Below are 12,403 nucleotides of genomic sequence, written 5' to 3' on the forward strand. Positions count from 1 at the left end.
CCAATGGTGCGCACCTGTGGCCGGCACGCCATCAGGTGAGCCCGCTTGAGAGCATGGTCCGGGATTCGTCGGCGACAGTGGTGAGCAGCGCGAGCTGCATCCCGTTCACGAGATCGAGTCAATATCGACGCATCCCATGGCGCTGCCGTCCACCCACGATGATGAGGCCGACGATGGCGATGCGCAAGCGCGAAGACAGTCCCGAAGTGTTTCCGAACGCGGCGGGGATCGATATTGGTGGTTCGAGTCACTGGGTCGCGGTGCCCAAGGCAGCGGACGAGGAGCCGGTGCGTGAGTTCGGCACGATGACCGACGATCTGCACGCGATGGCGGACTGGCTGCTCGCGTGCGGGGTTGATACGGTCGCCCTCGAATCGACCGGCGTATTCTGGATACCCGTACATGAGGTGCTGGAGCAGCGCGGACTGACGGTGTGGCTCGTCGACGCCCGGCAGATGAAGTACGTTCCGGGTCGCAAGAGCGATGTGCAGGACTGCCAATGGCTGCAGAAGCTGATGAGCCTGGGCCTGCTGCGGGCGGCCTGGCGCCCGGGCGACGAGGTCTGCGTGGTGCGCGCGGTGGTGCGTCAGCGCGAGGTACTGCTCACCGAGCAGGCCAGCTGGGTGCTGCGCATGCAGAAGGCGCTGGTGCAGATGAACCTGCAGCTCACCGAGGTGCTCACGGATGTGATGGGTGCGACTGGCCAGGCGATCATCCGTGCAATCGTAGCCGGCGAGCGCGACCCGAAGGCCCTGGCCAGCCATCGTCATACCCGGGTCAGGCGCAGCGAAGAAGATATCGTCCGCGCGCTGACGGGCAACTGGCGCGAGGAACACCTGTTCGTGCTGCAGCAGGCGCTGGCGATGTTTGACAGCCTCGCGCAGCGCATCCTCGAGTGCGACGCGAAGATTGAGGCGCTGCTGGTACCCCTTGGACGTCACGACATCGCCCTTGATGGACCCGGCAAGCGGCGCAGCAAGAACGCCCCGCAGTTCGATGCGCGTGCGGCGCTGGCGCGCTGGGCGGGTGTGGACCTGACGCGCATCAACGGCCTGTCGGTCACCACCGTGATGACGATCCTCTCGGAAATCGGCCCGGACCTGAGCCGCTTTGCGAACGTCAAGCACTTCTGCTCATGGCTCGGGCTGTGCCCCGGCACGAAGATCAGCGGCGGCAAGGTGCTCAGCGCGCGTACGCGGCGCTCCACCAACCGCGTGCGCCAGGCGCTCAAGATCGCGGCCATGAGCCTGTCGCGCAACGCTTCTGCGCTGGGTGCATTCTACCGGCGCCTGTGCGCGCGCATGGACAAGCCGCGCGCCAATACGGCCGTCGCCCACAAGCTCGCGCGCATGGTGTACTTCATGCTCACGCGTGGTGAGGCCTTCGTCGACCAGGGGCAGCAGCGCTACGAGGAGCAGCAACAGCAGCGCAGCATCGCCGCGCTCAGGCGCCGCGCGTCCGCGCTCGGCTTCGAGATCACCCCGACCGTCCTAACCCCCTGAAAATCCGCGGTATTTTTAATGTTTCTCACGAGACTGATCAACAGGCGCAAGCTCGAACATGAACGCCACCCCGCCCTCGCCGGCCAGCGCGCCGCTGCGGGCCTCACGTATCGTCGCGATCGGTGCCTCGGCTGGCGCGCTTCAGGCGCTTGGCCGGTTTTTCCGCGCGGCCACTGCGATACCGCCAGATATCGCTTTCGTGGTCGTTGTACATCTCGCCCCGGACGCCGATAGTCATCTGGCCGAGCTACTGGCGCGGGCCACTCCCCTCGTCGTTTCGGTCATCGACGACGGTGCGCCGATCATGGGCGGCCACGTGTATGTCATCCCGCCAAAGTTCTCCGTCAGCGTGTTCCACGGATTGTTCAGGCTGTCGCCCACCGTCGGCCGGCCGGAGATCCCCATGCCGGTCGACCGCCTCTTCAAATCACTTGCGACGGACCAGCACGAGCGCGCGATTGGCATCGTGCTCACCGGCGCCAATGCAGACGGCTCAGCGGGTCTGCGCCTGATCAAGGCCGAAGGTGGCATGGTGATGGCGCAGGACCCGGAAACGGCTGAGCACGACGCCATGCCTGTGCATGCAATCGAAACCGGTCTGGTCGATTATGTGCTGCCGGTGGAGGAAATGCCGGCGGCACTCATCGAATACATCGGACGCTCGGAAGCTGTCAGCCTGTCGACCTCCGCCGCCGAGGACGATTCCCCCGACCTCGAGCCGGTGCTAAGAGCCCTGGCAGGCGCGGGTTTTGAGTTCAGGGGCTACAAGCGCGGGACCCTGGAGCGCCGCGTGGCGCGCCGCATGAGCGTCAACCGGGTCGCCAGTCTTCAGCTCTACTGCGAGCTGCTCAGAACCCGGCCCGAGGAAGTCGAGGCACTCAGCCTGGACATGATGATTGGCGTCACAGAGTTTTTCCGGGACCCGCAGGCCTGGCAGGCACTGTCCGAGCGGGTCCTGGCGCCTCTGCTGGATGAACCGGCAGGCGATCAACCGTTGCGCGTATGGGTGCCCGCCTGTGCGACCGGCGAGGAAGCCTATTCGATGGCAATGCTGCTGACCGAGGAGATCGAAGAGCGCGGAGAATCGCGAAAATTCATGATCCTTGCGTCGGACGTGAACCGCGCGGCGCTCGCGCGTGCGCGGCTGGGCATTTATCCGCCAGGCGTTGCGTTGCCGCTCGGGGACAAGCGGCTCGAGCGCTTCTTTCACGCGCGCGCCGATGCCTATCAGGTCAAGCAGGAGATTCGCGAGACGATCCTGTTCACGCCGCAGAACCTGATTGCCGACCCGCCATTTTCCCGCGTCGATCTCATCAGCTGCCGGAACCTGCTGATCTATCTCGAGCCTGACGCCCAGCAGCGCGTGTTCGAGCTGTTTCACTTCTCGCTCAATCCGAAGCGCTTTCTGTTTCTCGGGCGCTCGGAGAGTACCGATCCCGACTCGACCCAGTTCCACGAGATATCCAAAGCCTGGCGCATTTACCAGCGCAGCCCCGCGGTGGGCCCCGGCGTTTCCGGCTATCGCTTCTCGCCACGCACCGTGCGCCGCGAGGAGTTCCCGCCCGCGAGCCGCGTGGGCGTCAGGAACAAGGGCTACGCAGAGCTGGTGAATGCCACCTTGCTGGCCGAGCACCACGCGGCGTCCATCCTGGTCAACGCCTCGCATCAGGTCCTGTATGTGAGCGGCGCGGCGGACGAATATCTAAGCCAGCCCGCGGGCGAGCCAACCGGCAACCTCCTCGACATGGCGCGCGAAGGCTTGCGCCTGAAGTTGCGGATCGCACTGCGCCGCGCACTCGACAACGACTCCGGCACACCGGTTAGCGAAGTCGTGTCGAACGGGGAGATGCCAGCGATCAAGATCACCGTGACGCGCCCGTTCGATACGGCGAATTCCGGCAAGGCCCTGCTCGTTCTGTTCGCACGTCTGCCGGTCGTCGATCGTCCCTCCTCGCCCGTTCTCTCGGGCGTTGATTCGGACCTGTGGCACCTGGAGAGCGAACTTCGCACGACCCAGGCGGCCCTTGGCAGCACGATCGAGGAGCTGGAAGAAAGCAATAGCGAGCTCAGGGTGTCGAACGAAGAAGTGCTTTCCATCAACGAGGAACTGCGCTCGGCCAACGAGGAACTCGAAACTTCGAGAGAGGAACTGCAGGCGGTCAATGAACAGATGAACCAGGTCAATGCGCAGCTCGAACAGAAGCTGCACGAGCTGGAGGCGCTCAACGCGGACGTCACGAGTGTTCTGGCGAGCACGCAAATCCCGACGGTGCTTCTCGACGAGCACTGCATAATCCGGCGATTCACGCCCAGCGCTGGCCGGCTGTTTGGCCTCGCGCCCGCAGATATGGGCCGCGCCATTGCCGAGGTGCTGGGCGCGCCCCTGGGCGATGCGCTGATGCTGGACGCGGAACGCGTACTATCAGGTCTCGTCCCCTCCGCGGAAAAGGAGGTCCAGACGGCCACCGGCCTCTGGTACATGCGCCGGATCACGCCATACGCCGCAGCTGACGGCAGGCCGCCCGCTGGCGTAGTGCTCACGTGGACGGATATCACTCCTGTGAGGCGTTCCAATGAGCGTTCGCGGCGCCTCGCCGCCGTCGTGCAGGACTCCAACGATGCAGTCACGGTATTCGACCTGCAAGGCCGCTTCCTTGCATGGAACCGGGCTGCCACCCGTATGTATGGCTACAGCGAGGACGAGGCGCTGGGCATGTCCGTCTCGGACCTGCTACCGAGCGGTGCAAGACACGATCATATTGACTTCATCCATCAGGCGTTGCATCACGAAGCGCTCCATTCGTACGAGACGCGGCGGGTCGCGAAGGACGGTCGTGTGGTCGACATCTGGCTCACGATGTCGATTCTGCTGGACGATTCGGGCAACGCCGTAGCAGTTGCCTCGACCGAGCGCGACATGACAGACCGCAGTGCGAGCAACGCGCAGCTCCGGGAGCGCGCCGAGCAACTCGCACAGGCCGACCGGCGCAAAAACGAGTTCCTGGCCATGCTTGGCCATGAGCTGCGCAATCCCCTGGCGGCGCTATATTCGGCCGGCAATCTTCTCGGCTCGGAGGCCGCCTCCGAAGCGCAGAAGACCTGGGCCGTGGGCGTCATCCAGCGGCAGGGAGCCGCCATGATGCATCTGGTGAACGATATGCTTGACCTCACACGTGTCACCAACGGCAGCATTGAACTGAACCGGCAGACTGTCGCGCTGAAAACCATCGTGCAAAGCGCCATAGAGGTGTGCCAGCCCATCGTCGACGAGCGTCAACACCGGCTGTCGGTCTCGCTGCCCGACGAACCCCTCTTTCTCTACGCGGACCCCACCCGACTCTCGCAGGTCATCGAGAACATCGTGATCAATGCGGCCAAATTCACGCCGCCCGGCGGATCCATCGAGTTGCGGGCGAGCGCCACGGCCCATCGTTTGTCGCTGAGTATCAAGGACAATGGGCGAGGCATCCCTTCGGACATGATCGGAAGCCTCTTTGACATGTTCGTTCAGGGCCCCGCATCCGACGCACCGCGACTTCGCGGGCTCGGCGTTGGCCTGTCCATCGTCAGACGCCTGGTCGAGCTGCACGGCGGTTCGGTCAGGGCGCTCAGCGACGGGCACACCGGCAGCGAATTTATCGTCGACCTGCCGCGGGATGCAACTCCGCACGCCACCGTGCCCGATGCGACGACGCCACCGGCCATCGGGCTTCCCAAACGGATTCTCATCATCGATGACAACGCCGACGCAGTCGAAGCGCTCGCGATGCTGTTGACCATCGCGGGACACGAGGTGAAGACCTGCCTCGATGGTGCTTCGGGTATCGCCATGGCTGCGAGCTTCGATCCGGAGGTCATCCTGCTCGACATTGGATTGCCCGACATGGACGGCTATGAGGTTGCGAAAAGGCTGCGCGGCGCGGAAACGGGGCGGCGCGTGACGTTGATCGCACTCACGGGGTACGGGCTGCCTGCAGAACGCAGCCGCTCAGCCGAAGCGGGATTCGATCATCACCTCACCAAGCCGGTCGACCCCGAAGACGTGAATCGACTGATAGCAGCGCGGACCTGAGCGCGCAATTGCGCCTGCCCTCTCGCTTGCCCAGGCAATGAGGCAACGCCGCTGCAAACCAGCTTCATTGTGAACGGGCCACACCGCAGACGCCCGCTTGCCGCTCCCGCGCCCTTCGCGCGAGCGCGACACAATGCCCATGGCAAGCATGGCGTATCCTGCGGGAATAATTGTTGCGCGGTGCATCAACGTGTGCGCACCGCATTGCCGCCCGTCTCCCCCCAAGATCAGGCTGAACGATTCGCTCACGCACACGCAGTCAGCGCCCATGCCCGGGCGCAGCGACAAGACGAAAGGGGGCGAACAATGGAAATGAAGAAAGGAAAATCGAAGAGCGTGGCTAGCGCCGCATATCGCCAACTCTATATGGCCGAACTCGCGCGCGGAGGTTCATACATTGCCAGCACGCTGTCCGATGCCAGCGAGCGAGCCGCCGTTCTTGACGTCGTGAAGGAATTCTGCGGACGTTACGGAAGTCGTGATCTCGCCGTATTTATGGAGTTACTGGCACAAACACTCGAAGGACGAAACCGCCCGGCCGCTGCGAGCGCCATACGCCGCTTCGTGGCCGATACGAAACTTCAATCCGGCAGCGCGAACTAGACCTGCGCTTACCTTCCCGCCAGTACAAGATTTGCCCACCGGTGAGATCGATTTCGCTGCGCCAGCCGGCTAATTGGCCGTGAGCGTCATCAGAACGTCGGCGTACCACGCCTGGTTGAGACCCAGGCTCTCGTCGACGTCTCTATCGCGTGCTCCCATGTCGACGGTTGACGAATGAATGCCCAAGAGTATCCACGGGAGCGACGAGGCCACACCGTGCGCGTGCATCGACGCGGTGCTCGCCACCACGGGCGCGCCGCTCGTGCCGCGGTGCGTTCGCGCGTCGGTGATGAAACAGCCCTTGCCGTCGAACCGCAGTCCGAACGCGGACGCAATGGCGCCCTGTCTGACGATGGGCAGATGATGCAGCGAATCATGAAAACCCAGTGGAAAGCCAACGATCAGCACGGAAGCGCCGGCGGGCATCGTGAGGCCGGGCGTAGGGAGATGTTCGGGGCCAAAGGCTTCGAAGACGGCGCCCGCGGGCAGTCTGTCTTTCCGGACTTCCAGCACGGCGACGTCGACATCGCCGCCGTCGTCCGATGCCTGACGCCAAAGACTCGTACCTCCCGAATACAGAGGCAGGGAAAACCACGTAGAAGCGCCGAGGTTGTCACGATCGACGTGGAGTTCCACCTCGATACGATCCGGAAAATGCTGGCTAGGCGAATCAATCAGAACGTGACGGCTGGTAACGAGAAAGAGGCGATCGTCACGCGTGAAGAAGAAGCCGCTCGCGTTCGTCATGTGACGCCGTTGCGCAAACGTGCGCACTCGGGCCGCGCTCAGCAGGAGCGCTTCAGCAGCGGGTTTGTGCACGATGCCAGCGGCGCTTGCAGGAGGTGAGGACGGCGCGGCATCGCGAGAGACATCACCGGACTCCGTTCGCGTGAGCAGTTCCTGCAACGCATCGTACTGCGGCCCCCTTTGCCCTGATTTTCCCGCTGCAAGAAACGCTTCGACGGCTACGTCCGTGACGCTTCCACCCGACGCGGCGTTTGGCACGTGCCGTATGAAAGCTGCCTGATAAGCGCTGTCGCAAAACAGCCATCTGTCACCGTTCGGACTGCAATAGAGTTCGATCGTGCCCATTGCGATTCTTGCCTTTCTCGTGGATTCGACATGCGTTGCGAATGTTGCCTTGAATTCCCTGATGAGTAGACAGCCCCGTCCGCTAACGAACGCAGACGTGAAATCAAGGAAAAGAGAGGACAACGAATACCGCCGTGAGCGCTCATTGATGAGCAGTAGTCAGATTCCTGAGTTCCTGGTCCAAGCTACGCACCACGTTCAATGCGGTCAAGACATTTCTGGTAACAGTGGAGCACCGGGTGCCGTAGCGCACGGGCATGCATGCGCCAGCTGCGTTTATTAGCTTTTATGGTCATGATCCTGCCCGTCCATGACTGTGCCGCTGCTTCGGGGACATCCGATGTGATGCCGTGTGGCGAGCACGGCGCGCCGGGTACGCGCCATGCGGAGTCCGGGAAGCAGGCTGCTCACTACCCTACTCGTACCGGAGGACATCATGCCTTATCTGATTGGCTGGCTTCTTGGCGTACCGCTCGTCGTACTGGTCGTCCTTTATCTGATTTTCCATTGATAGCAGGAATCGGGGCGTCGCCGCCGACACGGCAAGTGAAATAGGTCCGTTCGACTCGAGGTGATGCGAGACTCGAGGTGATGCGAGAGTACAACCACATTCGCAATGCGCACCATCTTCACGGAAGTCGTAACAGCGATGCACGCCGCTTCGAGCGACAGCGCTCCGCGCGGTCATGGGCCAGTACGTTAGCGTACCGACTCGAAGGCCTCGTGCGCGCAACGTATCGCATGGGCCGCGCCCATCGCGCTCCGGTTCCCGCAGCCCTCTTCTCCCCGCGCATAGTGCCGAAGGCGGTTGTTTAACCCCGAAAGAGCGGTGCACTCATGGCCATCAGCAAGAAAGTGACATATCTCGTCAGCATCTTCATCGCAACGCCCACCGAGCAGCACGCGAGAATCCGCGACATTGTGATGAAGGTGTCGGGCGGTGATTATGAATTCGTCCATTTACATCGAATGGGAGTCTTTCTGGTTCTCAACACGAGCCGCGACGCGAAGCAACTGGCGAGCGCATTCGCTGAAGGGATTGCATCGGATGACCGGATACTGGTCTGCGAACTCGGCGACGACTACCACACGGTGGGGCTGAGCAAGGCATCGTACTGGCTGCAGAACCATCTGGTTACGGCCACACGAACGGCCGACACGAAGAAGGGAAATCCATTCTTCGAGTTGTGAAAGCTGGAACGGCGCCTCGTGCGAGACCCTTACTCCTTCCAGTTCCGATCTCGAATCGGGAGACAATTGAGCACGGCCATTGCAAGTGCCGCTCGTGCGGCGCTGGCCGCGCCCGACATTATTGGTTGCCCGCAAGCGGCACAGCGGCGCCTCCGCAAGCCAGCGCGAACGCTTCTTGCGTGGGGGACCACGTCAGCTCTATTGCTGCGCTTTCACCGTGCCCCGCAGGGGCGTATAGCGCCATTTCGTCGCCGAAGGATCGATTTCTGTGGCGCTTTCATTGCGTTTCTTTTCGCGCGCTTCGTCGGCGCGCCCATACTCCGCGCGTCTATCCTGATCCGGCTTTCGTGCATCGGGTGGGAACGACATAATGCCTCCTTGAGTTGTCTGCGTAAGCAATCGGAGCCGGGATATCGCCGATGATACGTCTCGTTGCACGAGACGCGCTCCTTTCCGCGTGAATGCAAATCATGCCTTCAATGCGAATGCGCGTCTGTACGGTGCAGGACTTTTCATGGGCGCCGCAGTTTCAGCACACCGAGCAACAAATCGGATGACGAACTAGTGCAGCGTCGCACCTCAACGGCTCGGGACAGCGCGTAGCTCCGGGCATTCGTTACCTCGTGTCGAAACCGCTGGGCTGGCTGCGTGGCAGGCAGGCACTTGACTTCATACTCGCCCAGGCACCTCGTCTGCTCATCTGATTCGCGTCGCCCGTCTCACGCTTGCGCTGCATGCCAAAGCAGTCCGCCCACGTGGACAAGCGCGTCCCAATCATCCGCATTCATCGTTGCGTGCTCGCGCGCGAGGAATTTTGCCAGCCACTGCAGACAATCGCCGGGAGTTGGCTGAGCCGACGACGCCACGGCATCAGCGCGAAACTGCTCGATGATCGCCTCCACACTGAGATAGGGCCTGTTCAAAGCGATCTCCTTCCAAGGGTTGGAACGTGCGTTGCAATTCATCGTGAGCGTGCTTTTCCTCTGCGGACGTTGAAGCAATTAGTGCTTGTGATGCGTTCACATAATATGCGGTGAATCCATCACTGAATCGTCGACCATGCCAATTGCTTGAGCTCCCGCCCGGTCACACGACAACGTATTGCAATTGTAGGCGTCGCAGGGAGCATTTACACGATTCAAGCGTCGACTTGGTTGAACCCGGAGGGGCCGACGCCAGTGCGCAGGAATGAATAGCCCTCTCGCCACGGCGCACTGAACTTCTAGCTCATAGCGAGCGCCGACCCTCGCATGGCCGGATGCGACTAAAAGCGGCGTTTCGTGATCTTCGTTGCATCGCTGCGGTAAAAAGCGCATGCTGGATATGACCGATGTGCTACGGCCCCCGGTTCGATATCGAGGCGCCAGATTGCCTCGTCACCACCGCAGACATTCGATTAGTCGCTCATGTGAGTGCGTCCCGGAGGGTATATTGAAAAAAGGTGGTGTGATGCTCAACTTTCCCAATCCCAGTCGAATCTACGATGCTTCCAGGCGCTGCGTGTGCTTCTGGGGCTACGACAAAGCTCGTGAGATTGCATTTCTGGTCGACAATGCGATGCTCATGAAGCTGAATCCCGAAATGATTTCTGACGAGCCTTCTTTGCTCGCAACCTTCGATCACAACCGCGACAGAATTGTGGAGCTCGCCCGAACCCTCTATACCGGCGGCCCCCAGAACAGGTATACGATTTCGTGAGTGATCAGGCCCATAGGAACCGTGGACCTTCGCCTACTGCGCCCCGAAGCCACTACGCCGCCGGACTTGTTAGACGGAGGGCGGGCATGTCCCAGTCGAAGCTCGAAGAACACAGGTAGTAGGCCATCGTTGCGCGGCGCTCGGAATCTCGTCTGAGAAACGCAATTCAGGCGTGCGACTCCCGCCATTATGGGTGGCGCACTGGGCGCTGATTTTGTCATTCTGATTTGAACGGCGCAGGTCAACTCGCTCCCCCCGTTTAGCGGCGAAATCTGATTCTGACGTGAGCGGGCAGCGCTTGCGAGGCGCGATTATCGTGCCTCGCAAGCGCCGGACTTCACTCCCGGTCTTTGTCGATCCTCTCGTCGCTGGAGCGCTTGGCCGCGTCCTTCGCATCGCCCACCTTCTTCCGAAGTTCACCGGCTCCCTGCTGGACGTCACCCTTCAATTCCTGGCCCTTGTTTCCGGTGACCTTCCCTGCGACTTCATTCGCCTTTCCTTTAAGTTTCTCCGCTTCGCCTTTTACGTGGTCCTTGTTCATGATCTTTCTCCAGAGGTCTGCGCCAGTCGCGCGCACCTGGTTCCGCAACGATCGTTCCCGTTCATGGACTTTTCGTTGGCAGCGTGTTTCGCCCTCGCAAGCGGCTCACATAAGAGACCTTCAGCAACCGGCCCTGCCGTTACGTCAAAGTGTGCCCATCACAAAGCGCCGACCGCGGCGAACGGCGCAAGCGTCGTGAATGCACTGATTGACGTCGCGCCGCGCACCACACCCGTCGCATCAGCACAGCGTTGCTGTGCCTCGCCAGCGACCTGACTCGACGCATCGCTGCGCAGGGCGGCAACACGAGCTTGCGCGGCCCGTTTCAGGCGGGCCGCGCTGTCTTCAGACGTCGATCCGACCGCTGCCCGCGGTGCCGGTTTCGTCTATTCCCTCCGTTGGGCTACCCGATAACCAGTAAGGCTGTCGGTTATAGTATTCGTGAAGCTGGCTGCCCCACTGCGGATCGGCCATCGACGGCCAATGGTCCTTGTCAAAGCCCGGGTCGTCCTTGATTCGCTGCGCGGTAATGTCAACGCGAAAAACCTTCTCCGCGGTGTCCAAAGTCAGAGCGCCCCAAGGAATGGCATGCAGCGAACTCCCCATGCCAAGAAAACCACCCTCGGAAAGAACCGCATAGGCTACGCGTCCGTCGCGTACGTCGACCATGATGTCGGATATCTTCCCGATGTGTTCGCCGTCCGATGAAACGACCTTGTTTCCGTCGAGCGTTGCGGCGGCCATGACTTCCGGTCCGGGCCCTTTACCAACGCCCCCGCCAACGATTGTTGCACCGGCGCCGCCCGGTTGGGTGTCAAATGCAGTCATAGTCATCTCCTGTTTGATCATCAAAGGAGACAACGACAGCGCACGCGGCGTGCCGCGAATTCAAATTTCCGGGCAAGCCCTCGGCTAAAGCGCGCTTCAGAGAAACGGACTGTCCGACGGACATTTGTCCGGGCAATCGAAAACGCCAAGCTGTGGTTGGAGTGAGTGAGAAACGTGACAATGCGGCGTTCCGATGCCGAACTCGCTCGGGGGTCACCAATGTTGTCGCTAGCCGTTTATCTGATACGTCGCGTTTTACATCCCATCGAGCACTGGCTGACCGGTCGCTGAATATTCAAACCCACGGCACGCCCACTCCTTTGCACAGTACGCTCATTTATCGGGTGCTATTTCTCGAGTCATGTTGCGCTCAATGCCAACGCATAGCAGGAAAGAACAAACAACACCAGACTTCCCCTCGTTTCTATAGATTAGGCATCCATATCATTGGAGAGTGCGTCGGCAGCTATCGTGGCGAGAACGACCGGAAGGTCGGCAGGCTTCACGAAATGGTAATCGAATCCCGAATTCAGGGATTCCGCGTGCTCCGAAGCGGCCGTCAGCGCGGTGACCGCCACCAGCAACGGCCGGGGCACAGCCCTCAGGCGCCGAATTTCCCTGGCGACGGCGCGACCGTCGAGCATGGGCATCTGAATATCGAGGACGACGGCTTTCGGGTGCCACGCACGGTATTGCGCTAGCGCGTCTGCTCCATCCCCACTTGTTCGTATTTCGTAGCCCTGAGCGTTGAAAAACGACACGTATGCAGCCAGCACGTTCGGATCGTCGTCTGCGATCAACAGGCGCACAGCGTTTTGAGTGAACATTTGCCTCTCCGGTTGCCATATGGAGCGCAACCAGCGAGCCCGCACACGT

10 protein-coding genes are annotated in these 12,403 nt (G+C 61.5%); 5 read left to right on the plus strand and 5 right to left on the minus strand.

Annotation, left to right across the window (positions count from 1 at the left end; all coding sequences use genetic code 11):
* Positions 1 to 173: 173 nt before the first annotated feature.
* From VMJ11_RS11890 to VMJ11_RS11900, 3 genes are all read left to right on the plus strand, one after another.
* A complete protein-coding gene (locus tag VMJ11_RS11890) occupies positions 174 to 1,502 on the plus strand; it encodes an IS110 family transposase (protein WP_325619606.1) in 1,329 nt (442 codons plus the stop codon).
* A 58-nt stretch (positions 1,503 to 1,560) separates the two neighbouring features.
* The gene (locus VMJ11_RS11895) at positions 1,561 to 5,574 is read left to right on the plus strand and encodes a CheR family methyltransferase (protein WP_325619607.1); all 4,014 of its coding nucleotides are present in this window, start codon (positions 1,561 to 1,563) and stop codon (positions 5,572 to 5,574) included.
* Between the two features lie 306 nt (positions 5,575 to 5,880).
* Positions 5,881 to 6,177, plus strand: a complete 297-nt coding sequence (locus tag VMJ11_RS11900; RefSeq protein WP_325619608.1) for a hypothetical protein — start codon at positions 5,881 to 5,883, stop codon at positions 6,175 to 6,177.
* A gap of 69 nt (positions 6,178 to 6,246) precedes the next feature.
* Here VMJ11_RS11900 and VMJ11_RS11905 read toward each other — a convergent pair whose 3' ends face one another.
* A complete protein-coding gene (locus VMJ11_RS11905) occupies positions 6,247 to 7,269 on the minus strand; it encodes a serine protease (protein WP_325619609.1) in 1,023 nt (340 codons plus the stop codon).
* Positions 7,270 to 8,106: 837 nt separating this feature from the next.
* On the opposite strand from VMJ11_RS11905, the gene VMJ11_RS11910 reads away from it, so the two are divergent.
* On the plus strand, positions 8,107 to 8,460 hold the full coding sequence (locus VMJ11_RS11910; protein ID WP_325619610.1) for a hypothetical protein: 354 nt from the start codon (positions 8,107 to 8,109) through the stop codon (positions 8,458 to 8,460).
* A gap of 719 nt (positions 8,461 to 9,179) precedes the next feature.
* On the opposite strand, the gene VMJ11_RS11915 is transcribed toward VMJ11_RS11910, so the two are convergent.
* Complete coding sequence (locus tag VMJ11_RS11915; protein WP_325619611.1) at positions 9,180 to 9,425, minus strand: hypothetical protein; 246 nt, start codon at positions 9,423 to 9,425, stop codon at positions 9,180 to 9,182.
* 484 nt (positions 9,426 to 9,909) lie between these two features.
* Here VMJ11_RS11915 and VMJ11_RS11920 point away from each other — a divergent pair, with 484 nt between their 5' ends.
* On the plus strand, positions 9,910 to 10,158 hold the full coding sequence (locus VMJ11_RS11920; protein ID WP_325619665.1) for a DUF1488 domain-containing protein: 249 nt from the start codon (positions 9,910 to 9,912) through the stop codon (positions 10,156 to 10,158).
* Between the two features lie 337 nt (positions 10,159 to 10,495).
* Here VMJ11_RS11920 and VMJ11_RS11925 read toward each other — a convergent pair whose 3' ends face one another.
* The 3 genes from VMJ11_RS11925 to VMJ11_RS11935 form a co-directional block, all read right to left on the minus strand.
* Positions 10,496 to 10,699: a CsbD family protein gene (locus tag VMJ11_RS11925; protein WP_325619612.1), complete on the minus strand. Its 204-nt coding sequence runs from the start codon at positions 10,697 to 10,699 to the stop codon at positions 10,496 to 10,498.
* A gap of 345 nt (positions 10,700 to 11,044) precedes the next feature.
* Positions 11,045 to 11,527 carry a PRC-barrel domain-containing protein gene (locus VMJ11_RS11930; protein ID WP_325619613.1) on the minus strand — a complete coding sequence of 161 codons (483 nt, stop codon included), beginning with the start codon at positions 11,525 to 11,527 and terminating at the stop codon, positions 11,045 to 11,047.
* Positions 11,528 to 11,958: 431 nt separating this feature from the next.
* Positions 11,959 to 12,354, minus strand: a complete 396-nt coding sequence (locus tag VMJ11_RS11935) for a response regulator transcription factor (protein ID WP_325619614.1) — start codon at positions 12,352 to 12,354, stop codon at positions 11,959 to 11,961.
* Positions 12,355 to 12,403 lie beyond the last annotated feature (49 nt).

The organism is Paraburkholderia sp. (genome assembly GCF_035501035.1).
Taxonomy (GTDB): domain Bacteria; phylum Pseudomonadota; class Gammaproteobacteria; order Burkholderiales; family Burkholderiaceae; genus Paraburkholderia.